This window comes from Haloferax sp. Atlit-10N (assembly GCF_003586325.1).
Lineage (GTDB): Archaea > Halobacteriota > Halobacteria > Halobacteriales > Haloferacaceae > Haloferax > Haloferax prahovense.
Genome location: NZ_PSYX01000006.1, coordinates 211,270 through 237,716 on the forward strand (window position 1 = coordinate 211,270; position 26,447 = coordinate 237,716).

A 26,447-nucleotide genomic window follows, 5' to 3' on the forward strand; every position below is an offset into this window, starting at 1 on the left:
CGTGCGCGCGCTACCTCTGGATGGGGATAGCTCGCTCTCGCTGGAAAGCATGCAATCAGCGTGTGAATCGAAAGCTCCATGCAAATAGTTAACGATTATCTGAGAACCGTTTCCGAGCGTGCGGACCGCGAGGCCACTCACGCGACGTCGCTCGCGGGAATCGATGCCGTCAGCGGCGGTGTTCGGTGCGCTTCTCGTCGCGAATTCCTGCCGAACCGCGGCGCTTCAGCGGGCGTATTCGGCCAGTTCTTCTCGCGCGCGCCGGGCCGCGTCGTCGGGTTCGTCGGGGTACGTGTACAGTTCGAACGTCGCGAAGCCGTCGTAGCCGATGTCATCGAGCGCGCCGAAGACGGGCTCGAAGTCGATGTCGCCCTCGCCGGGGATGAGGTGGTAGTGTTTCCCGCGGCGGCCGCCCTCGATGTCTTCGAGGTGGATACCGGTGATGTGGCCGGCGCACTGCCGGATGCTCTCGGCGGGGTCCTCGCCGTAGACGGCCGAGTGGCCGACGTCGAAGTTGACGCCGAGCGCGTCGCTCCCCACGTCGTCGATGAGCGTCAACACCTCCTCGGTGCACTCGACGAGGAGTTCCGGTTCGAACTCGATGCCGAGGTCGACCCCGACGTCCTCGGCGTACGCCGTGAGTTCGTCGAGCGATTCGAGCAGGTACTCGTAAGCCTCGCTCGGCGGCGTCCCGGGAAGCGACGACCCGCTGGCGACGCACGCCGCGGGCGCGTCGACCAGCGCGGCGAAGTCGATGGCGGCCTTCGTGTACTCGATGCGCCACCGGCGGTCTTCCTCGTCGGCCGAGATGAGCGTCGGGTCGAAGAACGCCGACGGCGGCGCGTCGTCGTAGTAGCCGCAAGTCGTGTTCGCGTTGATGTTCGACACGGAGAGTCCCGTCTCGTCCAGCGCCGTCAGGACGCGCTCGCGGTCGGTCTCGTCGAAGTCGGCGAGAAACGCGTGCGGCACGTCCGCCAGTAGCTCGACCCCGTCGTAGCCGTGGTCGGCGATTCGCCTGATCGCCTCTGGCAGGTCGAAACGCGTGTACGCGTTCGTAGAGAAGGCTAACTGTACCATACGTCGTGGTACAGTCACACATGAATAATTGTTTTGGTACTGCCAATCGTTCGGGATGGAACCCGACGCGCCAACGGACCGACGCGCCGCGTCGGTTCACGACACGTCGAACGCGGACGAGAGACCGACCGCGGGGGCGACGAACGCCGCCGCGACAATACCCCACGCGGGACTCAGAAGCCCGGCGACCGCCGCGTTCAACACGACGAGCGCGAGGACGCACGTGCCGACCGCGGGGCCGATGGTGCCCGGCCGGGGGTCGGCGTAGGCGGTCAGGAGGTCGCGGCCGGTCCACGCCGCGAACCAGACGAGGAGTCCGCCGGCCACGACGACCGACCCGACGGCGAGTCCGACGCCGACGGCCGCGCCAGCCGCGACGACCGACCCGACGGCGAGTCCGACGCCGGCCATCCCGACCAGCACCGCCCCCGAGTCGCCCGCGCCGGTCTCCCGCTCGGCCATGTACGTGACGCCGGCGATGTAGAGCGCGACGACGACCGGCACGACGTAGACCCACGTCGGAGCCGACAGCGACGAGGGAGCTCCCGCCACGACCGCCATGCCGAGGGCGACGTTCGCTCCCCGGCAACCGCCCATCGCCGCGAAGCCGAGCGGCGTCCCCTTGAGCGCGCCGTCGTAGAGTGCGATGAACGAGCCGAGGACGACGGCGACGACGCCGGCGGTCGGCCCCCCGGCGGCCGCGGCGACGACGACGCCGGCACAGAGGAGCGCGACGCCGAGGTTCCGAGCTCGCATGCGCGACACGTCTCCCGACGGTATCGGGCGCTCCGGACGGAACTGCGCGTCCTCGTCGGCGTCGACGTAGTCGTTGAGCGTCGTGCCGGCCGCGTACAGCAGCACCGAGGCGAGCGCGACGCCGGCGAGCGACGAGAGCGGAACCGACGGGCGGCCGCCGCTGACCAACACCGCCCCGAGGATGACGTCGGGCGGCGCGGTGAACAGGTTCGGGACGCGGACGAGTCTGGCGAGACTCGCGAGCGAGCGTCGAAGACCGCCGGTCGAGGGTGTCGCGTTCGTTCGGTTCATCGTCGGTTCGTCGGTCGGTCCGGCTCTCGTTTCCGACCCGCGCGGTCAGGCCCACCCATGGGCTTCGAGGTACTCCATCGCGGTTCGGGCCGTCTCCGCCGCGGTCTCCTGGTAGGGGTACAGTTCGACCGTGACGTAGCCGTCGTAGCCGGTCGCTTCGACCGCTTCGAGGAAGCCGTCGATGTCCATCGCACCCTCGCCGAGTTGGGTGTGTTCGTGGGTGCGGTCGCCCGGGATGTCTTCGAGGTGGTAGTGCGGCGTGTGGGGCGCGAGCGGCTCCACCAGTTCGACCGGGTCCTCGCCGACCGAGTAGAAGTGTCCCGCGTCGAAGTTACAGCCGATTCGGGGTGAGTCCACGCGGTCGACGAGGTCGAGGAAGTCCTCGGAGGTCTCGATGAGCAGGTGCGGTTCGGGTTCGACCAGCACGTCGACGCCGAGTTTCTCCGCGGCGTCGGCGACGTCGCGGAGCCCCCAGACGAACGCGTCGAGCGCGTCCGCCCGCGACATGCGTTCCGGGACCGGGCCACCCGGCGGAATCGAGATGCTCTCCGAGCCGAGCGCGGCCGCGGTGGCGAGCGCGTTCTTCGTGTGGTCGACCCGCGCCTGTCGGTCCTCGGCCGCGAGTTCGACGAACGAGGGGTGGTGGAACGCCTCGGTGTCGCGGTTGAACGTCGCCGCCCGACTCTCCGCGGAGGGCTCGATGGCGCTGAGCATGAAGGCGTTACAGTTGCTGACTTCGATGCCGCAGTCGTCGAGGAGCGAGCGAGCGCGTTCGAGGTCGTCGCCGTCGGCCGTCCCCGGGAACAGGTGCGGGTCGTCAAGCAGGATTTCGACGCCGTCGTAGCCGGCGTCGGCGATTGCTTCGACGCCTTCGGTAAGCGTTCGCTGCCGGAACGCGTTCATCGAGAAGCCAAACTCCATCGGTCACACCTCGTAGTGGAAGTTCGGCGACTGGCCGAAGAACTCCCGGGGGTTGTCGTAGACGACCTTCCGGACCTCGTCTCGGTCCCAGCCGCGGTCGAGCATCTTGTCTCGGGCCTTCGGGACCGCGAGCGGGTCAGACGGGTCCCAGTCGGCGGCGCTGTTGAGCAGCATCTTGTCGGTGCCGTACTCCTCGAGGATGTCGATGGTCGTCTCGGCGTCTATCTTTCCGGGGTAGAGGGTGAAGCCGAGCCAACAGTCGGTCTGCAGCGAGATATCGACCGTGTTCTCGGTGTTGTGGTCGATGACGATTCGCTCTTCGGTCACGTCTTCGTCCTGAATCATCTCGACGAGTCGCTCGGTCCCCTCTGGCTTCTGGGTGTGCGGGGTGTGGATGATGACCGGCAGTTCGCGCTCTTCCGCCATTCTGAGCTGTCGTCTGAACGCGTACTCCTCGGATTCTGTCCCCTGGTCGAGGCCGATTTCGCCGAGCCCGACGACGTGATCGCGGTCGAGGTACTCGGGGAGCCCGTCCATCACCGCCTCCGCCATCTCGGGGTAGTTCGCCTCCTTCGGTTCGAGGCCGACGGTGACGTAGTGGTCGATGCCCGCCGCCCGCTCCGCCCGGTCGGTCTCGAACTCGATTATCTGTTCGAAGTAGTCGAAGAACGACGCCGCGTGTTGCTTGTCCGTCCCGCTCCAGAACGCGGGTTCGACGCAACATTCCACGCCCGCAAGCCGGGCGCGCTCGTAGTCGCTCGTCGAGCGAGACACCATGTGCATGTGCGGGTCGATAATTGGTATCGACATGTGACCTACCTCTCTGATGGTAGTTAATCATTGTTTCGGTGGATTCGGTGACGGCCGCGGGACGAGGGCGCAACGACCGGGCGAAGCGACCGACTGAAGCGACCGCAAGCGACGGCGGAGACAGCTATTTACTCGTCCGTGCAGACTCCGTAGTCGCATGCCTGAACACTGTCCGTTCTGCGGTGAGCCGATAGAATCGAACCGCGTCACGCCCGAGGAGGGTCGCCCCTACGAGGAGTGGCGCTGCGTCGACTGCGACGAGACGTGGCGGCACCCCGAAGAGACGGTCCTCGACCGGAACCTCGACTTCAGCAAACACGGCGACCAACTCGACAGACGGGACGCTGACACCTCCCGCGACTGGTGAGTTCCCTCCAACCGGGACCGACACAGAAACAACATGATTGAAGGACAAGATTCTTCATCGCACACCGCAATCGTGAGTCGATGACAGTCGGAGTTTGGATTATCGGAGCCAGAGGTAACGTCGCGAGCGTCTCGATGACCGGCGCGCGCGCAATCGCCCGCGGCGTCGCGGACACGACCGGGATGGTGACGGCCAACGAACCGGTGGCCGCGCTGGACCTCCCCGCCGTCGACGACCTCGTGTTCGGGGGCCACGACATCCGGGCCCAGCGAATCGAGGAGACCGCCGAGGAGATGGCGGGCCACGGCGGCGTCGTGGCACCCGACACCCTCGACGCGGTCCGCGAGGACCTCCGCGAAATCGACGAGCGCGTCGAACTCGGAACCGCGCGCCGGTGCGGCGAGGCGGTCGAGGGGATGTCCTCGGAGACGGAGAGTAACGACGTGGCCGTCGCCGACATCGTCGAGGAGATACGGGCCGACTACGCCGCCTTCGCCGACTCGCAGGACGTCGACCGACTGGTCGTCGTGAACGCCGCGTCGACCGAGCCGCCGATTCCGACGCCCGGCGACTACGACACGCTGGCGGCGTTCGAGACGGCGGTCGAGCGCGACGACCCGAACCTCCCCGCGAGCGCCCTGTACGCGTACGCGGCGCTCCTCGACGGCCACCCGTACATCAACTTCACCCCCAGTACCGGCTCTTCGCTCGGTGGGCTCCGCGAACTCGCGGAGCGAAACGAGGTGCCGCACATGGGCCGCGACGGGAAAACCGGCGAGACGCTGATGAAGTCCGCGCTCGGGCCGATGTTCGCGGGGCGGAACCTGCGCGTTCTCTCGTGGGAAGGCCACAACATTCTCGGCAACAGCGACGGGCTCGTCCTCGAAGACGACGCCAACAAGGCGGGGAAGATCGAGAGCAAGGGCAGCCTGCTGGACGACATCCTCGGGTACGAGACCCACAACGCCGTCCGCATCGACTACACGCCGTCGCTCGGCGACTGGAAGACCGCGTGGGACCACGTCCACTTCGAGGGCTTCCTCGGGACGAAGATGAAGATGCAGTTCACGTGGGAGGGGGCCGACTCGGCGCTCGCCGCCCCGCTCGTCCTCGACATGGTCCGGCTGGCCGCCTTCGCCGACGAGCGCGGCGAGGGCGGGACGATGCCGCACCTCGCGTCCTTCTTCAAGTCCCCCGAGGGCGTCGACAGACACGAACTGTCCGAGCAGTTCCGACTCCTCTACGACTACGCGGAGCGCCACGCGGAGGGAACGTGACGGCTCGAAGGACCTCGGACGCGACCGCGTCCGGTGCCGGGCGCGTCGTCGTCCTCGACGTCGTCGGACTCCAACAAGAACATCTCGACGAGGGATTGGCACCGAATATCGCCGACCTACTTGCCGGAAAGCCGTCCGGGGCGCTCGAACCGCCGTTTCCGAGCGTCACGGTGCCCGCACAGACGACTCTCTCGACCGGGCAGTCGCCCGCCGCCCACGGCGACGTGTCCAGCGGCGAGTTCGACCGCGACCGACAGGTCGCCGAGTTCTGGGAGCGCGACCGAGGAACGCGAACGCGGCTGTGGGAGGCCGCGAGCGACGAGGCGGGCCTCACGACGGGCGCGCTGTTCTTCCAACACCTCATCGGCACGAGCGCCGACGTGGCCGTCACGCCGTCGCCCATCGAAGACGAGGACAACAACCTCATGGAGATGGACTGCTGGACGAATCCCGACGAGTTCTACGACGACCTCCGCGAGGAGTACGGCCACTTCCCGCTGCACAACTACTGGGGGCCGGTCGCCGACGAGCGCAGCAGCGAGTGGATTCTCGCGACCGCGCGGGAGTCGATAGCGCGGTACGACCTGGACCTGCTGTGGGTGTACGTGCCGCACCTCGACTACGACGCGCAGCGGCACGGTCCCGACTCCCCGGAACTTCGGGAGGCCGTCGGCGTCGTCGACGACCTCGTCGGCGAGTTCCTCGACTGGCTCGAAGCGACGCCCCGTTGGTCCGAAACGGCGGTCGGCGTCGTCAACGAGTACGGCTTCAACGCGGTCGACACGCCGGCGTTCCCGAACCGGGCGCTCCGCGACGCGGGGCTGCTCTCGGTGCGCGACGACGGCGAGGGCGGCGAGGAGGTCGATATCGCCGCGTCGTCGGCGTTCGCGATGGTCGACCACCAAATCGCGCACGTGTACACCGACCGGCCGGCGGCCGCCCGAGAGGTTCTCGAATCGCTCCCCGGCGTCGACGCCGTGGTCGAAGGCGAAGCGCGGGGCGACGCGAACCACCCGAACGCCGGCGACCTCGTCGCCGTCGCCGACGCGGACGCGTGGTTCCAGTACTACTGGTGGACCGACGACGCCGACGCGCCGTCGTACGCGACGGAGATGGACATCCACGCCAAGCCCGGCTTCGACCCGTGCGAACTGTTTCTCGGCGACGAAGGGCTCGTGACGCTCGACCCGACGAAGGTGTCCGGGTCGCACGGTCGCGTCGACCCCGAGACGCGCGGCTTCTACGGCTTCGGCGGGCCGGCGGCCCCCGACGGCTCGTCCGACCGAATCGTCGACGCCCGGCGGTTCGCCCCGACGGTCGCGGACCTGCTCGGCATCGCTGACGACGTGTCGCTCGCGTTCGAGCGCCCGTCGCTGTTCGCCGGCCCGCAGGTGTAGGTGTAGTCCGGGCATCGCCGCGACGCGCCCGAAGTGCTGATTTTCCGCGTCGCTCGGCTCAAGTTCGATACGAAAGAAAAGACGCCACGGACCGCGGTCGGAACGCGTCTCGCCCGCTCAGTTACCTCCCGAGCTCGCGATTTCGATGGTGCCGCGCATCCGGAAGCTGTGGGCGCGACAGACGTACTCCGCCATCGAGTCGGTGACGGTGAACGTGACGCTCTGTGACTCGCCCTGCGTCGCGAGGTACGACGTGGAGATGTCGTTCACGACGGTGTCGTCGCCGTTGACGACCTCGAAGTTGTGAGGCGCGCCGTTGCGGTTCGTCCACGTGACCGTGTACTCGCCGCCGGCTTCGAGGGTGAGCGTCGGGTTCGTCGCGTCCGCGATACCGGACGGCGAGACGCCGGTCCAGCCCTCGTTGCTCTCGGCTTCGAGTTCGATGGTCGACCCCGACGGGATGACGTCGCTGCCGCCGTCGTCGCTGCCGCCGTCGTCGCTCCCGTCACCACTGGTCGCCTCGACGTGTTCGGTGACGCGGTCGTAGACGAGTTCCAGCCCGTTGCCGGAGCCGCCGATGCGCTTGAGTTCGGTGTCGTCGAACCACGCGGTACCGGTGGCGTTGCCCCAGCCGCCGAACAACAGGTTGAACTGGAACTCGCCGGGCGACGCGCCGGTCGAGAACGTCGTTTCGAGCAGTTGCCAGTCCTCGACGGGGTCCGTGTAGTAGTCCGTGACGGAGCCCTGTCCGAGTGAGTGGATGTTGATGGTGACGCCGTAGGAGCTTCCGATTTCACCGAAGCCGTCCTCGGAGTTGCTGAAGTCGTCCGAGGTCTTGACCCACGCTCGGAAGCGGTACTCGGAGTTCGGTTCGAGGTCGTCGCGGAACTGCGTCCACGACGCGTCCGCACCCTCCGTTGAGTCGACCCGGACGCTGTAGTCGCCCGTCCGCGCCACGTCCGAGGTGTAGGTGAACTCAGCCGTGCCGCCGTAAGTGGTTCCCTCCCAGTTCGCCGGGCCCTCGGGGTCCGACGACGAGTCGGTGCTCGCGGCCTCTTCGAACGACGCGTTCGGCAGGACGTTGTTCCCGTCAGGGTCGGTCAGCGAGACGTTATCGAACCACGCCGTGCCGGTCGCGTTACCGTAGCCGCCGAACAGGCAGTTGATTTGGACCGTCGTGGTGTCGGCACCCGTCGTGAACGTGGTGCTCACCTCCGTCCAGTCGTTGGTGCCAGTCAGCGGGCCCGTCTCGAAGTCCGTACTGTGGACGTTGAACAGCGCACCGCGGGCCGAGTCGCTCACCTGGACGTTCTCGGTCTTTATCCAGCCGCTGAGGGTGTACTCCGTCTCGGGCTGGACCGAGATGCCGTCGGTGAGCCAGACCGCGTCCGCGCCCTCCGCGGACGAGATTTGGACGCTCTGGCTGCCGTCTTGACCCGCGTCCGCGTAGGTGTACTCTGCGGTGCCCGCGAACGTGTTCGTCGTCCAGTCGGCGGGCATCGCGGGCTCGCTGCTGCCGGTGCTCTCTTCGAAGGAACCGTTCGAGAGCACGTCGGTACCGTCGGGGTCGGTCAGCGAGACGCTGTCGAACCACGCCGTGCCGGTCGCCTCGCCGTAGCCACCGAACAGGCAGTTGATCTGGAGTTCTTCGAGGTCGCCGCTGTTGATGGTGATGCTCACCTCCGTCCAGTCGTTGGTGCCGGTCAGTCCGGACGGAATTGTGTCCCACTGGGTTCCCGAGTCCGTGTTCGCTATCTGCTCGACGCTGATAGTCGCCCCGAGCGGGCCCTCACCGATCGAGGTACCGTCGACGAGTTGGACGCTATCGGTCTTGACGTACGCGGAGAGAGTGTACTCGGTGTTCGGGTCGACCGCGACCGTCGTGTTCCACGAGGCGTCGGCTCCCTCGGTGGACGACACTTGGACGCTCCGGTCACCCTCGTAGCCCGTCTCGGCGTACGCGAACTCCGGTGAACCGGTGTACGGGGTGGTCGACCAGCCGGCCGGCATCGGGTCTGAGTCACCCCCGGTGTCGCCACCGGCGGGCGTCTCGAACGAGGGGTTTTCGAGGAGGTTCGGCAGGTCGCCGGTGTCGTCCCCACCGTCGCTCGTGTCCTCGTTGGCCTCGTACGCCGGGATGAACCCGTCGGCGTGGGTCGCGCCGGCGAGCGACGCCGCGTCGACGAGGACCGTGTCCTGATAGTTCGATTCGGCGCTAATCATCTCGTAGACCGCCTCGCCGGACGCGTCGTCGGACGGCGTCTGCGCGAGCGCGACGAGCGCCCACATGGCGACCCGACCGTCCTCGTCGTTGAGGAGGTCGTTGTCGAGAATCGCCTGTCGCGTGTCCGTCGTCGACGGCAGGACGCGGAGTGCGGTGAGCCTGACGCCCGGCGAAGAGTGCGTCAGCGCGCCGAGCGCGGCCTGAATCGCGGTGCTGTTTCCAGTGTCGGCGTCGAGCGCGCCGAGGCCGTGCATCGTCCACAGCGCGTGAATCGCCGCCGGGTCGAGGTTAATCTCGTCGAGCGTCTCCGTCGTGACGAGGTCGACGAGCGACGAGAGCGCGCCCGTCTCGTTGCGTTCGACCAACAGCCGCTGGGCCGTCCGCCGCCAGAACATGTTCGTGCTCGACAGCGTGTCGACGAGTTCCGAGACGCTCGCGTCCGCGAGGTCGGTCGGCTCGTAGCCGTCGTCGTCGCCGTAGACGACGCGGAAGAGCCGGGCAGTTGCGTGGTCGCGTACCTCGGTCATGTACGCGTTGCCGGGGCCGTTCTCGAAGCCACCGGGCGTCGGGTTGTGCTGGTAGATGTAGTTGTACCAGTCGATGAACCACAGCATGCCGTCCGGGCCGACGGAGGAGTACGACGGCGCGAACCACGCGTCGGTGCCGCCGGCGATGTTGTGGGCGTAGTGGGTGTTGTAGCCCGCACCGTCCTGCGAGAGGAAGAACGACCCGAGGATGTGACCCGTGCCGTCGCCGACGAAGCCGGTGTTGTTCCAGTACTTCTGGGGGTACTCGCGCGCCGTGTAGATGGTGTGGCCGGTCGCCGCGGTGTACCCGCCGTGGAGGTCGACCTGCCGGACGCGGTCGGTGACCGGGAGGAACCGGTTCGAATCAGACGCCGCACCGAAGTCGTTCGGTCCCGTTCCCTCGATGAGGTCGTAGTACTGATGCGGGATAGCGAAGTAGTTGCTCGGTCGCCCGGAGGTCGCGGCCGAACCGAAGGCGAGACCCTCCTCGGTGAAACCGAGGCCCGCCTGGTTCCCCGGCAGTGCGCCGACGATTTCGAAGTCGGTGACCGAGCCGTCTTCTAACTTGAATCGGTAGACCGAGGAACTGAAGTTTCGCTCCTCGCCGGCGATGTTGCCGCTGAAACCGCCGTACCCGACCTGTCCCCAAATCCAGTTATCGATGCTGTGGGCCAGTTCGTTGGGGCCGGCGTGGGTGTCGCCGTTACCGAACCCGGAGAACAGGACGTTTCGCTCGTCAGCCTGCCCGTCCCCGTCCGTGTCGACGAGGTGGACCATCTTCCCGCTCTCGCTGGGGTCGTCGAGGTCGGCGACGACGACGCCGTCTTCGACGACAACCATACTGACCGGCACCGAGAGGCCGTCCGCGAAGATGGTGAACTCGTCGGCCTGTCCGTCGCCGTCCGTGTCTTCGCAGACGACGATTTTGTCGCGGTCCTGGCCTAGCTCGTTCGGATAGTCGCGGGTGACCGACAGCCAGACGCGACCCTGCGCGTCGAACTTCGCGTCGAGGATGTTCCCCTTCGCGTCGTCAGGTAGGTCGCCCTCGGTGACGAACGGCTTGAGGTCGAACCCTTCCGGCGTAATCGTCCGCCGGACCGTCTCGCTGGGGTTCAACGCCCGCTGCATCTTGTTCCAACTCGTTCCGCTGCCGACCTCCTCGGGGACCTCCGGCGCCAGGAGGCTCCCCTCCGGCGGCGGATAGTACGGGATGTCGGCGTCGATGAACTCCAGGTCGTTGAGGACCTTGGTGTCCTCAGCGATGGTGTCTTCGTTCTTCGTGACCCAGCGAATCGCGTTCTCGATGAGCGCTTTGAAGCCGTCGGTCGCCCACGGGGCTCTGCCGTGGCCCCACGCGGTGTAGAAGATGCGCCCGTCGCCCTGTGTGCGAGTCCACGACCACGGCTCGCCCTGTTCGCGGCCGTCGTCGTACTCGGGGATGCTGTCGCCGTCGGGGAACTGCGCGTAGGCGAGCACGTTGATATCGTCGTTGAGGTTCATGTGGCGGTACGTCTCGTCTTCGACCGTGATGGGGTCGAGGGTCGACAGAATCGGATGGCTCGGCTGGGCGAAGCTCGTCGTCATCTCGCCGAAGTTGTGAGCGGCGAACTGGCCGCCGACGAGGTTCATGTAGGCGTCCGAGCCGGTGAAACACGCCGAAGCGCTGTGTATCGGGATGAAGCCGCCGCCGTTCTCGACGAACTCGACGATGGACTGCTCCTGTTCCGGAGTCAGCTCTTGGCCGTAGTTCGCGCCGCGGTTGTCCATCATGATCCACGCGTCGTAGCGGTGGAGCACGTCGGGTTCGAGGTCGGCGAGCCGGTCGGTGTACTGGACCTCGATGCCGCGGTCCAGCATGTACTCGGTGAGCTGGACCTGCCGGGCCGGCGCGTTGTGACTGCCGCCCTGCGGGCCGCCCATCATGAGGACGCTGATGTTGTCTTCGGCCGGAGGCGGCGTTATCTCGACGCTCCCCCGCATCTCCTCGGGGTGCTCTTCGGCGTAGTACATCGCCATCGACGACTCGGCGGTGAAGCTGACCGTCTGTGAGTCGCCAGACCCCTGCATCGTCGAGAACGACTCCATCACCTCGCCGGTCGGGTCCGCGAGCATGAACGTGATGTCCTCGTCCATGGCGTTCGAGAGTTCGATTTCGTACTCCTCGCCCTCGTGCATGACGAGCGTCGGGTTGGTCGTATCCTCCATCTCGGAGGGCGCGGTCGCGACCCACGAGAACGAGTCCGCCGAGGTCTCTATCTCCGTCCCGTTGCGCCAACTGTTGATTCCCTTCAGCAGGGAGTTCGTCGTCAGGTCGCCCTGACGCCAGTCGGATATCGCGTCGGCGAGACCCGAACCCTCGATAACCGACTCCTCGTTCGTGTACGCCGCGAGAATGTCTCCCTCCGTCGCGACGAGGCGAATCGTGTCGTCGGTGGTGAGCTGTTTCGCCTGTGCGACGCCGCTGGCCCCGAGGAAGTTCGCCGCCCCGACGCCGCTCACTTTCATGAAGTTGCGTCGGTTGATGTTCAGTCCCTCGCTGTCGCCGTCGTCGGGGTTCGATTCCCGTGTCGTGTCGTCGTCGTGTGTCATAGTGTGTTGCGTCGACCGCTGTCGTCGTTGGTTACCGTGCGATTACAGGACTGCGCTGCTCTCGCGAACCGCAACCCAGCCGTGTACCCGGCCAATTCGCCGAACGGGCGGCTCTCACTCCCGCGTTCCCACCCAACTGACAGGCGAGGTGTAACGGAAGTATAGCCATTATTTCCGTCGGCTCATTGATTTGGGCTACCAAATCTCATGAACTAACATTACTTGAATGTACTGTCCAGCGGCAAGTCGTGTCCGCATGTCTCGATGCTTCACTAGCCGGTGAACGTTGGACTGACCCCAATATTAATTACAGTCTGTAGTGTTGCCACGATTGCAAGTATGAACCGCGCATGCACACAATCAGTCGCATCGGCGGCGACGCCGCGCGGCGTCGAGGTTTCGAACGACGGGTGCGGACCGACCCGACGCGAGCGGTCCACCGCGGGTGACCGATGAGCGTCGTCATCGTCGGCACACTCGATACCAAGGGCGAGGAGATAGGGTTCGCCCGCGACGTGCTCGAAGGGCAGGGAATCGAGGTTCACCTCGTCGACGTCGGCGTGATGGGAGCGCCCGAAATCGAACCGGACACCGACGCCGCGGCCGTGGCCGAGGCGGGCGGCAGCACCCTCGAAGCGCTTCGGGAGGCCGGCGACCGCGGCAAGGCCATCGAAACCATGGGCGACGGTGCGGCCGTCGTCACATCGCGACTCCACGCGGAGGGCCAACTCGACGGCGTCCTCGGTCTGGGCGGCGGGGGGAACACGTCGGTCGCGACGGCCGCGATGCGCGCGCTTCCGATGGGGGTCCCCAAACTGATGCTCTCGACGATGGCCTCGGGGGACACGGAGCCGTACATCGGCTACCACGACATCGCGATGATGTACTCGGTCGCCGACATCGAGGGGCTCAACCAACTCTCGCGGACCGTCATCTCCAACGCGGCACTCGCGATGGTCGGCATGGTGTCGAACGAGCCGGCCGTCGAGACCGAGGACAAACCGACCATCGGAATCACGATGTTCGGCGTCACCACGCCGTGCGTCCAGACGGCGCGCGACTGGCTCGAAGCGCGCGGGTACGAGACTATCGTCTTCCACGCGACCGGGACCGGCGGCCGGGCGATGGAGTCGCTCGTCGAAGAGGGCGTTATCGACGGCGTGCTCGACGTCACGACGACCGAGTGGGCCGACGAACTGGTCGGCGGCGTCCTGGCGGCGGGTCCGGACCGGCTCGACGCCGCGGCCGAGCGCGGCATCCCGCAGGTCGTCTCGACCGGCGCGCTCGACATGGTCAACTTCGGGCCGAAAGACTCCATCTCCGACGAGTTCGACGGCCGGCAGTTCCACGTCCACAACCCGCAAGTGACGCTGATGCGGACGACCCCAGAGGAGAACGCCGAACTCGGCCGAATCATCGCGGAGAAGCTCAACACCGCGACCGGGCCGACCACGCTCGCGCTCCCGCTCGGCGGCGTCTCGATGCTCGACGCCGAAGGCGAGGAGTTCTACGACCCCGAGGCCGACGAGGCGCTGTTCGACGCGCTGCGCGAGCACCTCGACGACCACGTGGAGGTCATCGAGTCGTCGGCCAACATCAACGACGAGGAGTTCGCGCTCACGCTCGCGAAGGCCATCGACCGCCGCATGCGGGCGGCGGCCTAACCCGGGCGTTTCCGAATCGAGAACGGGACTCGGGGGTCGCCCCCGCTGCCGACGACGTGCTGAGCGCCGACGAGGGGGAGTTCGCGCTCGCGGGCCGGCCGGGTGACCTGATTTCTACCCGGATAATCACAAAGTTTAACTATACCATGACACCATGTCACTACCAGCGTTCCGAAGAAACATGACTGATCAACCAGCGCTAACTGACGAATCCAGGCGACGCTATCTGAAAGCAATCGGGACGGCCGGACTCACGGCCGGCCTCGCGGGCTGTACCGGTGGGGGCGGTTCCGAGACCGAGAACACCGACGGCGGCGGAGGCGACGACTCCTCTGGCGGGGACACGTCCGGCGGCGACGACAGCGGCGAGGACTATGAGGCTATCGGGAACTTCCCGCCCGAGGGAAGCTCCGTGAGCATCGGATTCAACGGGCCGACTTCCGGCGCGTTGGGCCCCGACGGCCAAGACCAAGAGAAGGGCTTCGACCTCGCGGTCAAACACCTGAACGAGGGCGGCGGCCTCGTCGACTACTGGGACCGACTGAGCGGCGACGGCATCATGGGCTACCAGGTCGAGCCGACGAAGGCCGACACCGCCGGGAGCGCCGACACGGCACAGGACAACATCGAGCGGATGATTCAGCGGGACAACATCCAGTTCTGGACGGGTGGCATGTCCAGTACGGTGACGATGGCGATGCAGAACGTCGCCCAGCGAGAGAAAGTTCCGTTCATGGGCGGGAACTCAACGTCCGCCGGCATCTCCGGGGAGAACTGCTCGCGATACTACTTCCACCCGACGTTCCACGCGGAGATTATCGGGATGGCGATGGGCGAGGCCGCGCCCTCAGTCCTCGGCGAGGACCGCTCGCTGTTCCACATCTACATGGACTACTCCTACGGGCAGTCGAACCGCGACGCCGCCCGCAAGTACCTCACCGAACAGGGTCCGTGGGAGGACGCCGGCGGTGCCGCCATCGCGGAGGGCGAGACCGACCACAGCTCCCAGATTCAGGCGCTCGAAGACTCCGGTGCCGACACGCTGTACTTCTCCAGCTTCGGCAACTTCGCCGCCAGCGGCCTCGCGCAACTGCGAGACGCCGGCCTGACCGACGACATCGACGTCATCATCCCGCACGTCAGCGCGTTCACCCTCGACCCGCTCGGCGCGGACGCAGAAGGTGTCCTCGGCATGGAGCCGTGGAACCCGAACGCCGACAACGAGGCGAGCCAGACGTTCGTCGAAGCCTATCAGGCCGAGTACGACGAGACGCCCAACCAGAGTTCGCTGCACACCTACGAGTCGATGATGGTGTACGCGGCCGCCGTCGAAGAGGCCGGCACGTTCCACCCGCCGACGGTGGTTCGAACGCTCGAAGAGTTCGAGTGGAGCCTCGCGTGGGGCGACTCCTCGTACCGGACCTGCGACCACCAGGTCGAGCGCCCGTGGTACATGGTCCGCGGCGTCGGCGACGACCGCGCCGAAGAACTCGGTATCCGGACGGAAATCGTCGAGACGACCGACCCGCTCGTCTACGAGTGCAGCGAGTTCCCGGCGTCGAACTGCGCCATGGGCGACAACGAGTACGGAGACGAGTAACGGCCGGACCAAGCCTCGATACGACGTACCTTACTCCCATTTTCTGCAGTCGATAATCCGCGAGCGGCCATCGGCGTTCTCGGCCGCGCGCACGCCATTCTCCCACTCGACTGCATTCGCGCCGCGCCGACATCCGGGACCGCCCCCGACGAACCCGGAGAGCGGCCCGCTGGCATGCCAGAAGTCAGCGAAACACAAGATTAACATACTGAAGAATTCATGAATAATCGTGCACACCATGAAGTGCTTACTCACATCTGTACCGAGGTGGAAACGATGAATATCGACAGCATCGTCGGGTTCCTCTTCATCGCGCTGAGCGTCGCGTCGCTGTACCTGCTCGTCGCGGTCGGCCTGTCCATCGTGTTCGGGTCGCTCAAATACGTGAATATGGCCCACGGCGTCCTCTACTTGAGCGGCGCGTACATCGGGCTCCTCATCGCGTCGAGCGAACAGTACGGCGGACTGTTGAGCGACTTCGGACAGGTCGGACTCGATTGGGGGTTCATACCCGCGCTCGTGTTGACGCCGGTCGTCATCTTCGTCCTCGGCGTCGCGATGGAGCGTTGGATCGCAAAACCGTTCTACGAGCGAGAACTTCTCGACCAGCTTTTGGTGACATTCGGAATCCTCATCGCCGCTCAAGAGTTAGTCGCCATCCTCTTCGGCCGGACGGGGACCATCTACCCCCGGCCCGAGTGGCTCACGGGCGCGATTTCGCTTCCCCTCATCGGCACGCCGCCGGGGATGAGCGCGGCCTCGACGATACGCGTCCTCGTCGTCGCGCTCACGCTGTTGCTCGTCGCCGGCATCTTCGCGTTCTTCAAATACACCGACTACGGGTTGGCCGTGCGGGCGGGCACCGAAGACTCCGAGATGACGCAGATGCTCGGCATCCGCGTCGGCAGGCCGTTCCTCCTGATATTCGCCGTCGGTGCCGCCTACGCGGGACTCGCCGGCGTCCTCGGCGGGTCGCTGTTCAACGTGACTTCCGAGATCGGCATGGAGATAATTATCCCGTCGCTGGTCATCGTCATCATGGGCGGCGTCGGCAGTTTGCGCGGGACCGTTGTCGGCGCGCTCCTCGCCGGGCTCACCTTCGCGGTGGCGACGGAACTCGAACCGAGCATGACGCAGGCCAGTATCTATCTGCTGGCCATCGTGGTGCTGACGATTAGGCCGAGCGGTATCTTCCCCTCGGCGGAGGTCGGACAATGAGCACGGACAACATCCACAAGACCGTAGACGAAGAATCGTCGTTGATTAGCTGGGACACCTGGGACGGAATCAAACACACCGAGTCGTTCGTCCTCCTGTCGTCGGTGCTGTTCGTCCTGACGTTCTCGTACGCGTTCGGCCGCGCACCGGTCGTTTCGGACATCTTCCAGGGGTATCACGGACTCGCGGTTACGATCCTCATCTGGTCGATATTCGCGCTCGGGTTCAACCTCCTGTTGGGCCAGACCGGCCTCCTCTCGTTCGGGCACGCCATGTTCTTCGGAACCGCGAGCTATGCTGCGGCGCTGTTCGCGATTCACGTGTACAACGACCCGCTGGCAGTTATCGTCGTCGCGACGCTGGCGGCGGTCGCCCTCGGGGCGGTCGCGGCGCTGATTCTCCTGCGTCTCCACACGGTGTACTTCTCCATCGTGGCGCTGGCTATCGGCCAGTTCCTCTACTTCCTCGCCCGAGAACCGCTCGTGGAGATAACCAAGGGCATAAACGGCCTCGAAGTGCCGCGGTCGCCCGTCCTCGGGTTCTTCGAACTGGAACACCAGTACGGCGGCCTCCTCGGCGAACTCGTCGTGAACAACCTCTACCTCTTCGTCGGCGTCTTCTTCGTCGCCGTCGTCGCCTCCATCACGCGCATCCGTAAGTCGCCCTACGGACTCATCTTCAAGGCGATTCGCGAGAACGAGACGCGGACGGCGTTCGTCGGTCTCGACGTCTGGCGCTACAAGTTCGCGGCGTTCCTCCTCTCTGCGTCCATCGTCGGCCTCGCAGGCGGCCTGATGGCCGTCAACACCCAGTTCGCGGGCGTCGAGCGACTCTACTGGTCCGTCAGCGGCGACGTCGTCGTCATGACCGTTCTCGGCGGCCTCGGCACGCTCGCCGGCCCGGTCATCGGGACGTTCGTGTTCTTCTACTTCAAGGGCATCGTCAACGGCTTCCCGACGCTCGGCAACTACTGGCTGCTCCTGCTCTCGCTTTCGTTTACCACGGTCGTGTGGGTCTACCGCGACGGTATCTGGGGGATGACGACCGCCTTCACCGGCGCGCTCCGCGAACCCAGAGAACTGCTTGACTCCCTCACGGGCGGCGACTCGACCGGCGACTCCTCGGGAGGTGAGAACTGATGGCGCTGCTCGAAACCCACGGGCTCACCAAGGAGTTCGGCGGGCTCACGGCGCTCGACGGCGTCGACATCGAAGTCGAAGAGGGCGAACTCGTCTCCCTCATCGGCCCCAACGGGGCTGGCAAGTCCACGCTCATCAACACCATCACCGGTCGGCTGCGCCCGACCGAGGGTGAGGTGTTCTACGCCGGGAACGAACTCGTCGGCATGAAGCCGTTCGAAATCGCACAGCTCGGCGTCGGCCGGTCGTTCCAGACGGCGTCGATTCTCCCGGAACTCACGGTGCGCGAGAACGTGCAGGTCGCGTCGTTCGCGGCCGAACACGGCTCGTTCCGGGTCAACTTCTTCCGCCGGCGGGACTCGTTCGACGAGGTCCAAGCGCGGACGAACGACATCCTGGAGACCATCGGCCTCGACTCGAAGGCCCGGATGGAAGCCGGTTCGCTCCCGTACGGGGACAAGCGGCGCTTAGAGGTCGCCATCGGGCTCGCGACCGACCCTGACCTGCTGTTCATGGACGAGCCGACCGCCGGCATGTCGCCGACGGAGACCGAGATAACGGTCGACCTCATCCACGACCTCCTCGCCGACTGGGGGATGACCATCTTCCTCGTCGAACACGACATGGACATCGTCTTCGACGTGTCCGACCGCATCTTCACGCTCCATCAGGGACGGCTCATCGCGCAGGGTACCCCCGAGGAGATTCGGGAGAATCCGGCCGTTCGCGAGGCCTACCTCGGAGGTGGGGAACAATGAGCCTGCTCGAACTCGACGACGTGCACGCCTACTACGGACCGAGCCACATCCTCCGCGGTGTCTCGCTCGGCATCGACGAGGGCGAGGTCGTCACGCTCCTCGGCCGCAACGGCGCGGGGAAGACGACGACGGTCCGCAGCATCGCCGGGACCGAACCGCCGGCGATTCGGTCCGGGTCGATTCGGTTCGACGGCGACGACATCACGGACTGGCCGGCCGACAACATCGCCATGGGCGGCATCGGCGTCGTTCCCGAGGGTCGTCGGCTGTTCTCCGAACTGACGGTCGAGGAGAACCTCGAGATGTCGAAAATCACCCGCGGCTGGTGGAACACCATCCGCCGGGGCGGCCTCGGCGGCGGCGAGAGCACGATGTCGATAGACGAGCTGTACGACCTGTTCCCGCGGCTCGACGAGCGGCGGACCCAACAGGCCGGGACGCTCTCGGGCGGCGAACAGCAGATGCTCTCCATCGCGCGGACGCTCAGGCTCCCGAACCTGAAGCTGCTGTTGTTGGACGAGCCGACCGAGGGACTGGCCCCCCAAATCGTCAAGGCGGTAGGCGACTCCGTCGCGGAAATCGCCGACCAGGGGCTGACGGTGCTCCTCATCGAACAGAACGTCCGCGAGGCGCTCCGAATCGCGGACCGCGGCTACGTGCTCGACCAGGGCGACATCGTCTACAGAGGGACCGTGGACGAACTCGAATCCGAAGACCTCGACGAGTACCTCGTCGTCTGACCGCGCCGAACGCGCGCCCCTCGGCGCGACGGACGCGCTCTTTTTCTCCCACCTCGCTTCCGTTTCGGTCCGTTCTCGTTCCGATTTGCTCCGCGGCTCTCGTTCCGCTCTCGTTCCGGTTCCTGCCCCGGCGCTCAGTCTCGCATTTCGAAGTCGGTTCTTCGCCCCGGTCGCCGTCAGTCAGTCGACAATATTATTTCGTGACACTCGAACACACGGGACATGAAACGGACCAACCGACGACGATTTCTCGCCGCGTTCTCCTCGTCCGCGCTCACGTTCGCCGCGGGGTGTCAGCGACCTCCAGTCGCGTCTACGTCGCAGAGCCACCCCGTGTCCGAACCGGTCACCTCGTGGCCGACGTTCCGCGGGGGGCGGTACAACACCGGCTACATCGGCGACGTGTCCCCGCTCGACTCGGAACCCTCGATCGAGTGGACCTTCGAGGCCGACGGGGCGTTCTGGGGAAGCCCAATCGTCGCCGACGACACCGTCTACATCGGGAGCGCCGATAGCTCCCTGTACGCGCTCGACGCGGAGACCGGCGAGGACCGTTGGTCCTTCGAAGCGGGCCATCGAATCGAAGGGACGCCGGCCTACGCCGACGGTATCGTCTACATCGGGTCGTACGACAAACACCTGTACGCCATCGACGCCGAGACCGGCGAGGAACGCTGGTCCCGGGCGTTCGACGGATTGATTCGAGGGAGCCCGACCGTCTGGGACGGGACGGTCTACACCGGCGTCGGCTGTCACAACCTCGCGTGCGCGTGGTACGCGGAGGAGGCCAACGTCTCGGAGAGCGGCTGGGTGTACGCGCTCGACGCGGAGACCGGCGAGACGGAGTGGCACTACGAGGTCGGAGACGAGGTCGTCAGCAGTCCGGCGGTCACGGACGACCGCGTGTACGTCGGCTCCTCGGACGAGGCGCTGTACGCGCTGTCGCGCTCGACCGGCGAGGTCGAGTGGCGCTACGAGACCCGCGACATGATATGGTCGAGCCCGGCGGTCGCCTACGGCTCCGTGTACTTCACCGACTGGAACGGCAACGTCCACGCCGCCGACGCGGCGACGGGCGAGCGAGAGTGGCTCGCCGACACGGCGGGCCGATACATCTCGGGCTCTGTCGCGGTCGGCGAGGAAGCCGTCTACGTCGGTCACACGCCCTACAACACGCTCGACGACCCGACGACGAACCACGCGAAGGTGTTCCGCTTCGACCGCGAGAGCGGCGCCGAGAACTGGAGCTTCGAGACGCCCGCGCTGGAGGTCGGGAGCAGTCCCGTCCTGACGGAGGACACGCTCTACGTCGGGACGCACCGGCAGTCGGACGGCGACGGGGTCGGCGTCCACGCCATCACGACCGACGGGCAAGAAGAGTGGTTCATGGAAATCGACGGGCGGGGCGTCGGGTCCAGCCCGGCGCTCGTCGACGGGCGGTTGTACTTCGGTGGGACCGACGCGAAGGTGTACGCAGTCGAGTAATCCGACTGTACGCGAGACCGCCTCCGCGACGACTAATCACCGCAGCGGTAGCAATCGCTCGAACGAGAACGTCTCGAAAGCCCTCAGAAGTCGATTTCCTTGAACTTGCGCGCTTGATTCTCGATGGCCTCCTCCGTGGCGAGGCGCTCGATGCTCGACGCGCCGAAGAAGCCGACGACGCCCTCGGTGTTGTTGAGGACGTACTCCGCGTCGTCAGGCCACGCGATGGGGCCGCCGTGGCAGATGACGTGAACGTCGTCACGGATCGACTTGGCGGCGTCGTGGTGCGCCTGCACGCGCTCGGCCGCGTCGTCGAGGTCGAGCGCCGTCTCCGCGCCGATGTCGCCGGAGGTCGTCAGCCCCATGTGGGAGACGATGACGTCGGCACCGGCCTCGGTCATCGCTTTGGCCTGCTCTTCGGTGAAGACGTACGGGCACGTCAGCATACCCTGCTCGTTCGCCTCGCGAATCATCTCGACCTCCTTGTCGTAGCCCATGCCGGTCTCTTCGAGGTTCTTCCGGTAGCTGCTGTCCTCGTCGATGAGTCCGACGGTCGGGAAGTTCTGGACGCCGGAGAAGCCGCGACGGCGCAGGTCTTCGATGAACACGCTCATCTCGCGGAAGGGGTCGGTCCCGTTGACGCCGGCGAGCACCGGCGTGTCTTCGACGACCGGGATGACCTCGTGGCCCATCTCGACGACGATTTCGTTGGCGTCGCCGTACGGCAGGAGACCGGCCAGCGAGCCCCGACCGTTCATCCGGTAGCGCCCCGAGTTGTAGATGATGAGCAGGTCGACGCCGCCGCGTTCCGCGAACTTCGCGGAGATGCCGGTTCCGGCACCGGCGCCGATGACGGGGTCGCCGGATTCGATCGTGGATTCGATACGGTCGAGTGATTCAGCACGAGTATACTTCATCCGAGTTGACAGGCCATCGCATACGACTTTAATATTTCGGAAGAATCGACCGGCGGCCGGGCGTCGGGCGAGCGACCCGACCGAAATGGCGTCGATACGAAGTCGCTCGTCCGCGCGAATCAGTTGTCCGGGAACTCGCCGGGCGGGAAGACCGTCGCGTCGTCGTCCTCGCGAATCACGGCTTCCGGGCCGGGCGGGCAGTACACAGCGAGGAACCGAAGCGGCTCCCACGAGGTGTTGATGGTGCTGTGTTCGACGCCACTGGGGATGTGAACCATGTCGCCCGCGCCGACCGTCCGGGTCTCGTCCTCGATGGTCTGTTCGCCCTCGCCGCCGAGGATGTACAGTATCTCCTCGCTATCAGGGTGGGTGTGTCGCTCGTGGCCCTTCCCGGGTTCGAGCAACACGACGCCGGCGCTGAATCCCTCGGAGCCGGTGACCTCGGGTGTGTTCATCCACTTCAGCGTGCCCCAGTCCAATTGAATCGTCTCTACGTCGTCCGCCTGGACGAACCGCTTTTCGGATACCATGACGTGTTGAGTCAAACAGTATCAATTATTAAATATTTTGGTGGTCGGAACGCGGTCAGAGAGCCCGGCGAGCGCCAACGAGGGCCCCAAGCATTTTCGAGAGGAAAACGACGGTGTGGGGCCGAAATGAGCGAGTTTCGCTACAGAACCGGCAACAGATAGCCTCAAACGCCGATTCACTCCGATTCGAACCGACAGTACCCGCGTGGCCGGACCACTCCGTTTGCGTGTTGTAAATTATTAATACATCAATATAATCGCCGAGCAGAGCGTGAACGTCCCCACCGGTGACCGAACCATGAACGCCCCCGAGACCGAGCGTAATCAGGCCGAGGTACAGGAGATTATCCGCCTCGTCGAGCCCGGGAGACTGTTCGCCTCACGCGGGCGATGCGGATTACGACCGGTAACACGACCGTCGTTCTCGTATCGAGAGTGAGTCGCGTGGTGACGAACGGGGCGGCCGCTAAACACTCATTTTCATATCGAGAATGGAGGCGTACAAACGCGAGTGCGGTGTCCCTCGGAGTCGACGCTCGACCCGCATATTCAGTCGAGATTACAGGCGTATATCTGTAACAATTCCATTACAGACATATGGTTGTAATCCAGTGTGCCACCGTTCGCAGTTTACGAGACGGGAGAAGACCGCAGTGGGGTCATCAGTCGGTTCTACGCTGTACCGTCCCGCGTAGTGTCGAGCGGCTTCGTGGCGCTGGCACTCTCCTGACACCCACCTGAGAAGCGACTGCCGCTACGGCTCGCCGCGTTTACGAGACAACAACCAGCGCGACTCCGTGGTGCGCCGCGAGACCCTTGTTCGAGGTTCACGCGAGAAGTGGACCGGGTATCAGAAACGGTGCTTTCGAAATGTGAATCTAGATCGTTCGTCGATAACGGGCCCGAATACCGCCGTCCCGAGGTTACTCAGAACAGCGCCCCCGCCTGCAAGACCGCCACGAGAACGGTCAGGACGGCGACGCTGGCGACGGTGGTCGTAAAGATGGTCGTGCTGAGGTACTCGGGGGCGGTGATACCGTCGACCGCCGTCTCGTCGGCGTACTCGATGGTGAGCGCCAGCGGGATGACCGCGGCGGGAGTGGCACACTCAAGGACGAACACCTTCGCGACGGTCGGGTCGCTGAACCCCAACGCGAGCGCGAGTCCGAACCCGACGAGCGGCGCGACGACGAGTTTCAGCGCCGTCGGCGCGAGCGACCGCGATATCACGGACACGTTGGTCTCCGCCAGCTGGATGCCGAGGATGAGCAACATGACCGGAATCGACGCGTCGCCGACGAGTCCGACGGTCTCCATGAGCGCCGAATCGGCCGGCGGGACGAGACCGAGCGCGCGGGCGATGACGCCGGCGATGATGGCGTACAGGAGAGGGAGACGGAATATCTCCGTGACTGCGTCGAGAACTCCGCTGTCGGAGCCGTTGGACGCGATGTAGACGCCGAGAGTGTAGACCACGAGGTTCTGGATGGTGAGGTAGATGACGGCGGTCGTTCGTCCGACCTCGCCGAACGCGAACCCGGACAGCGGGATGCCGACGAAGCCCGAGTTCGGGAACGCCGCCGCCAGCATGAGCGCGCCGAGGAGCGGCCCCGACTCGCCCGCGAGCCGGCCGACGCCCCACGCGATAGCAATCATGAGGAGCGCGTAGCCGACGACGCCGACGCCGAGTTTGAGCACTTCACCGCCGTCCAGGGTCGTCGTGGCGATGCTGTGGAACGCCAACGCCGGGATGAGAACGTACAATCCGAGCGTGTTTATCGGCCCGACGTCGATGTCCGTCGTTCGTGCTAGGAGATAGCCGACGACGGCGACGCCGAGAATCGGGAGAATCGCGTTCGTGAACGCCCCCGTCAACGACATAGTTGGCCCCCCGAGGAGGGTCGGTTCGGCGGTCGGACGGGGTCGACTGAGACTCTGCGCTGTCGCTGTCGGCTCATGTCACTTCCATATTGCTTCTGGTATAAATAGTATCGGAGACGGTTACGTGCGGGGTCGGAGACCGTTGCCGACGAGGACGGCCGACGTCAGAATTTGGACGGTCGCTTCCGAAGGCACGCATCAGATTGTGCTCAAAATATGCAATAACAGTTCGGGGAAGATTCCTAGTCGGATGGCGAATCGCACTGATTGAGTTGTATTGATTTCCAAAAATTAATAGTTAGTCCTAGATAGAACATAGAAATAACACGATGAAGCTATAATCTCGGTGGGGCCACACTATACAAAATTGTTTAGGGAATCCAGATTATTTAGAATATTCAGATTTTCTGAATGGCGCTACAATATTTCTACGGATATACAATTCAGATGGGGCAGAGACCCATCGAGAGCCCTCCCTGCACCTCGGACGACACCAACACAGGTTGGGTGGCACGAACAGGAGAGAGACTGCAACCCGTGATATCTCAAACACGGTCGGAATTCCCTCACCCGCAGATGGAAGAGGTGTCAGTCGATATACCCTGCAACTCGGTCGCACCCACTGTAGTCGAACGTGACGCACCGACGAGGCAGTAACGAACCACGGCCTCGAAACCGGCCGAATTTACTTGGTTCGGGCGGCCTCGACGGCCGCGCTGAACGCGCGGGCGTTCGCTTCGATAACGCCGAACTCGCCGACGTTGTCCAGTCCGACCCCGCCGGTCGGGACGGTCGGGATGTGGCCGAGGGGACCACCGAGCGCCGAGACGAACCCCGGTCCGAGCGTGCCGGTGGGGAACACTTTCACCATGTCCGCGCCGTCGCCGCGTCGAAGACGGTCCCCGCGGTGGCCACCCTCAAGTGGGCTGTAACTCAACGGCACAGGCACACAGTTCGGACCGCGCACTTGGCTACCGACTTCGGCCCCGCGTCCTTCGTCGCCGAATTTACACAGGCCACCATTGGCTCTCAAGTGGAACGTTCCCTTCGGGGCACGTAGGGTGATCCGTGATTCGACCGTCGACAGACAGACACCGATATTCGAGATTGTGTTCCAAACTAGAGAACGTCGTTTAAAAAGTGGATTTTTCGGTCCTCTATAGGCTCTTCACGGCCAGTTGTGAGTTCGAACGAGACTTCTCGTACAATACTACGATTGTAATGGTTTGGTTCAGAAACGGAGTCATTCAGACCTGCCACGGAGGAGATCAGCGTGGTTTCGGGACACTTCATTCTGAAATCAAGAATGTCTTATCAAGTTCTAACCACCGGTGTTCGGTTCGATAAACGGCGCGAACCAACGATATCCGAACACAGACACGGCTAACAGCCCCACGCCATCCGATGGGAGAGAGAGAGTGTGTATGCTCGTTCTAACATCCATAGCCGATTTCGCGTTTACGGATGTGCAACGAAACTGCAGTTTTCAGCATCAGCCGACATTTTCTGCCAGTTCGTTGCAGGTGGTTCCGCCGAGCCGACGACTCGGGACAAATTTATTCTGTGATTCAGAACGTGAGCGTTCGTCCCCCGGACTGCGGAGACAACGTGTGGTGCAAGACACCACAGAACATAATTTTATTAGATTTGGTTATAAACCAGGGTTCGAATGCAGTACCACCAGCTTGAGGTGTCGGGAGAGCGCTGTCTCACGGCAACTCGCGACTCCACGACGTACGACCTCACGACCGCCGACCAGGACCTCCGGACGTTCGGGGACCTGGCTCGGGTGGCCGCTATCGCCCGAATCCCAATTGACAGACTCGCCGCCGAACTCACCGAAAACGCCGACGTGATCGACGAGGAGTTCGTCGACCAGCACGTGACCGTCCCGGTCGACGCCGAAGAAGTCTGGGCGGCGGGCGTCACTTACCAGATCAGCGAGCAGGCGCGCGAAGAAGAGAGTTCCATGCCGGACATGTACTACGACGTGTACGACGCTGACCGGCCGGAGATTTTCTTCAAAGCCACCCCCTCTCGGACCGTCGAACCGGGCGACGCCATCGGCGTCAGAGACGACTCCCAGTGGGACGTCCCCGAACCCGAACTCGGTATCGTCCTGCGGCGCGGCGAAATCGTCGGCTATACTGTTGGCAACGACGTGAGCAGTCGGTCGATCGAGGGCGAAAACCCGCTGTACCTGCCGCAGGCGAAGGTCTACGACCGCTGTTGTTCGCTCGGCCCGTGCGTGGTCACGCCCGATGACATCGACGACCCTC

Annotated in this window: 19 protein-coding genes and 1 pseudogene; 11 read left to right on the top strand and 9 right to left on the bottom strand. The window is 64.9% G+C overall.

The genetic code is table 11. The features are described from left to right. Positions 1-225: 225 nt before the first annotated feature. The 4 genes from C5B91_RS17050 to C5B91_RS17065 all read right to left on the bottom strand — a co-directional run bounded on the left by C5B91_RS17050 (position 226) and on the right by C5B91_RS17065 (position 3,828). Positions 226-1,077 (bottom strand): sugar phosphate isomerase/epimerase, encoded by an 852-nt coding sequence (locus tag C5B91_RS17050; protein WP_008096749.1) that lies wholly within the window; start codon positions 1,075-1,077, stop codon positions 226-228. A gap of 96 nt (positions 1,078-1,173) precedes the next feature. After that, complete coding sequence (locus tag C5B91_RS17055; protein WP_115820020.1) at positions 1,174-2,124, bottom strand: UbiA family prenyltransferase; 951 nt, start codon at positions 2,122-2,124, stop codon at positions 1,174-1,176. A 45-nt stretch (positions 2,125-2,169) separates the two neighbouring features. Beyond that, positions 2,170-3,045, bottom strand: a complete 876-nt coding sequence (locus C5B91_RS17060; protein WP_049968643.1) for a sugar phosphate isomerase/epimerase — start codon at positions 3,043-3,045, stop codon at positions 2,170-2,172. Between the two features lie 3 nt (positions 3,046-3,048). Further along, positions 3,049-3,828: a TatD family hydrolase gene (locus tag C5B91_RS17065; protein ID WP_199519540.1), complete on the bottom strand. Its 780-nt coding sequence runs from the start codon at positions 3,826-3,828 to the stop codon at positions 3,049-3,051. Between the two features lie 184 nt (positions 3,829-4,012). Here C5B91_RS17065 and C5B91_RS17070 point away from each other — a divergent pair, with 184 nt between their 5' ends. The 3 genes from C5B91_RS17070 (at position 4,013) to C5B91_RS17080 (ending at position 6,896) form a co-directional block, all read left to right on the top strand. Next, on the top strand, positions 4,013-4,222 hold the full coding sequence (locus tag C5B91_RS17070; protein ID WP_008096745.1) for a hypothetical protein: 210 nt from the start codon (positions 4,013-4,015) through the stop codon (positions 4,220-4,222). Positions 4,223-4,302: 80 nt separating this feature from the next. Continuing rightward, entirely contained in the window at positions 4,303-5,499 is a 1,197-nt protein-coding gene (locus tag C5B91_RS17075) for an inositol-3-phosphate synthase (RefSeq protein WP_049913696.1), read from the top strand. Next, positions 5,496-6,896: an alkaline phosphatase family protein gene (locus C5B91_RS17080; protein WP_115820019.1), complete on the top strand. Its 1,401-nt coding sequence runs from the start codon at positions 5,496-5,498 to the stop codon at positions 6,894-6,896. The genes C5B91_RS17075 and C5B91_RS17080 overlap by 4 nt, the downstream gene beginning before the upstream one ends. 117 nt (positions 6,897-7,013) lie before the next feature. On the opposite strand, the gene C5B91_RS17085 is transcribed toward C5B91_RS17080, so the two are convergent. Continuing rightward, positions 7,014-12,236 carry a ThuA domain-containing protein gene (locus C5B91_RS17085; RefSeq protein WP_115820018.1) on the bottom strand — a complete coding sequence of 1,741 codons (5,223 nt, stop codon included), beginning with the start codon at positions 12,234-12,236 and terminating at the stop codon, positions 7,014-7,016. A gap of 452 nt (positions 12,237-12,688) precedes the next feature. Between C5B91_RS17085 and C5B91_RS17090 the strand changes: the two genes are divergently transcribed. From C5B91_RS17090 to C5B91_RS17125, 7 genes are all read left to right on the top strand, one after another. Continuing rightward, a complete protein-coding gene (locus C5B91_RS17090) occupies positions 12,689-13,900 on the top strand; it encodes a Tm-1-like ATP-binding domain-containing protein (RefSeq protein WP_008096739.1) in 1,212 nt (403 codons plus the stop codon). Positions 13,901-14,081: 181 nt separating this feature from the next. Continuing rightward, complete coding sequence (locus C5B91_RS17095; protein WP_008096737.1) at positions 14,082-15,500, top strand: substrate-binding protein; 1,419 nt, start codon at positions 14,082-14,084, stop codon at positions 15,498-15,500. A gap of 276 nt (positions 15,501-15,776) precedes the next feature. Next, complete coding sequence (locus C5B91_RS17105; RefSeq protein WP_008096734.1) at positions 15,777-16,718, top strand: branched-chain amino acid ABC transporter permease; 942 nt, start codon at positions 15,777-15,779, stop codon at positions 16,716-16,718. Continuing rightward, positions 16,715-17,857 carry a branched-chain amino acid ABC transporter permease gene (locus C5B91_RS17110; protein WP_008096732.1) on the top strand — a complete coding sequence of 381 codons (1,143 nt, stop codon included), beginning with the start codon at positions 16,715-16,717 and terminating at the stop codon, positions 17,855-17,857. The genes C5B91_RS17105 and C5B91_RS17110 overlap by 4 nt, the downstream gene beginning before the upstream one ends. Next, the gene (locus C5B91_RS17115; protein WP_004971745.1) at positions 17,857-18,615 is read left to right on the top strand and encodes an ABC transporter ATP-binding protein; all 759 of its coding nucleotides are present in this window, start codon (positions 17,857-17,859) and stop codon (positions 18,613-18,615) included. The genes C5B91_RS17110 and C5B91_RS17115 overlap by 1 nt, the downstream gene beginning before the upstream one ends. After that, complete coding sequence (locus tag C5B91_RS17120; protein WP_004971743.1) at positions 18,612-19,355, top strand: ABC transporter ATP-binding protein; 744 nt, start codon at positions 18,612-18,614, stop codon at positions 19,353-19,355. Before C5B91_RS17115 ends, C5B91_RS17120 begins: the two co-directional genes overlap by 4 nt. 222 nt (positions 19,356-19,577) lie before the next feature. Next, a complete protein-coding gene (locus tag C5B91_RS17125; protein ID WP_115820017.1) occupies positions 19,578-20,840 on the top strand; it encodes a PQQ-binding-like beta-propeller repeat protein in 1,263 nt (420 codons plus the stop codon). Positions 20,841-20,923: 83 nt separating this feature from the next. Here the strand turns inward: C5B91_RS17125 and C5B91_RS17130 are convergent, their stop codons facing one another. The 4 genes and pseudogenes from C5B91_RS17130 to C5B91_RS17145 form a co-directional block, all read right to left on the bottom strand. Further along, positions 20,924-21,757, bottom strand: a complete 834-nt coding sequence (locus tag C5B91_RS17130; RefSeq protein ID WP_008096729.1) for a phosphoenolpyruvate hydrolase family protein — start codon at positions 21,755-21,757, stop codon at positions 20,924-20,926. 119 nt (positions 21,758-21,876) lie between these two features. Next, entirely contained in the window at positions 21,877-22,287 is a 411-nt protein-coding gene (locus tag C5B91_RS17135; RefSeq protein WP_008096728.1) for a cupin domain-containing protein, read from the bottom strand. A gap of 927 nt (positions 22,288-23,214) precedes the next feature. Next, complete coding sequence (locus C5B91_RS17140) at positions 23,215-24,168, bottom strand: AEC family transporter (RefSeq protein ID WP_004971734.1); 954 nt, start codon at positions 24,166-24,168, stop codon at positions 23,215-23,217. Positions 24,169-24,853: 685 nt separating this feature from the next. Continuing rightward, a pseudogene (locus C5B91_RS17145) lies at positions 24,854-25,048 on the bottom strand (2-dehydro-3-deoxyphosphogluconate aldolase); the annotation flags it as partial. Positions 25,049-25,837: 789 nt separating this feature from the next. On the opposite strand from C5B91_RS17145, the gene C5B91_RS17150 reads away from it, so the two are divergent. Next, the coding region (locus tag C5B91_RS17150) for a fumarylacetoacetate hydrolase family protein (RefSeq protein ID WP_115820016.1) at positions 25,838-26,447 on the top strand (610 nt) is incomplete at its 3' end.

Bases quoted from the DNA above. Each gene is read 5' to 3' on its own strand.
- C5B91_RS17050 (WP_008096749.1), bottom strand. From the start codon at position 1,077: ATGGTACAGTTAGCCTTCTCTACGAACGCGTACACGCGTTTCGACCTG.
- C5B91_RS17055 (WP_115820020.1), bottom strand. From the start codon at position 2,124: ATGAACCGAACGAACGCGACACCCTCGACCGGCGGTCTTCGACGCTCG.
- C5B91_RS17060 (WP_049968643.1), bottom strand. From the start codon at position 3,045: ATGGAGTTTGGCTTCTCGATGAACGCGTTCCGGCAGCGAACGCTTACC.
- C5B91_RS17065 (WP_199519540.1), bottom strand. From the start codon at position 3,828: ATGCACATGGTGTCTCGCTCGACGAGCGACTACGAGCGCGCCCGGCTT.
- C5B91_RS17070 (WP_008096745.1), top strand. From the start codon at position 4,013: ATGCCTGAACACTGTCCGTTCTGCGGTGAGCCGATAGAATCGAACCGC.
- C5B91_RS17075 (WP_049913696.1), top strand. From the start codon at position 4,303: ATGACAGTCGGAGTTTGGATTATCGGAGCCAGAGGTAACGTCGCGAGC.
- C5B91_RS17085 (WP_115820018.1), bottom strand. From the start codon at position 12,236: ATGACACACGACGACGACACGACACGGGAATCGAACCCCGACGACGGC.
- C5B91_RS17090 (WP_008096739.1), top strand. From the start codon at position 12,689: ATGAGCGTCGTCATCGTCGGCACACTCGATACCAAGGGCGAGGAGATA.
- C5B91_RS17095 (WP_008096737.1), top strand. From the start codon at position 14,082: ATGACTGATCAACCAGCGCTAACTGACGAATCCAGGCGACGCTATCTG.
- C5B91_RS17105 (WP_008096734.1), top strand. From the start codon at position 15,777: ATGAATATCGACAGCATCGTCGGGTTCCTCTTCATCGCGCTGAGCGTC.
- C5B91_RS17110 (WP_008096732.1), top strand. From the start codon at position 16,715: ATGAGCACGGACAACATCCACAAGACCGTAGACGAAGAATCGTCGTTG.
- C5B91_RS17115 (WP_004971745.1), top strand. From the start codon at position 17,857: ATGGCGCTGCTCGAAACCCACGGGCTCACCAAGGAGTTCGGCGGGCTC.
- C5B91_RS17120 (WP_004971743.1), top strand. From the start codon at position 18,612: ATGAGCCTGCTCGAACTCGACGACGTGCACGCCTACTACGGACCGAGC.
- C5B91_RS17125 (WP_115820017.1), top strand. From the start codon at position 19,578: ATGAAACGGACCAACCGACGACGATTTCTCGCCGCGTTCTCCTCGTCC.
- C5B91_RS17130 (WP_008096729.1), bottom strand. From the start codon at position 21,757: ATGAAGTATACTCGTGCTGAATCACTCGACCGTATCGAATCCACGATC.
- C5B91_RS17135 (WP_008096728.1), bottom strand. From the start codon at position 22,287: ATGGTATCCGAAAAGCGGTTCGTCCAGGCGGACGACGTAGAGACGATT.
- C5B91_RS17140 (WP_004971734.1), bottom strand. From the start codon at position 24,168: ATGTCGTTGACGGGGGCGTTCACGAACGCGATTCTCCCGATTCTCGGC.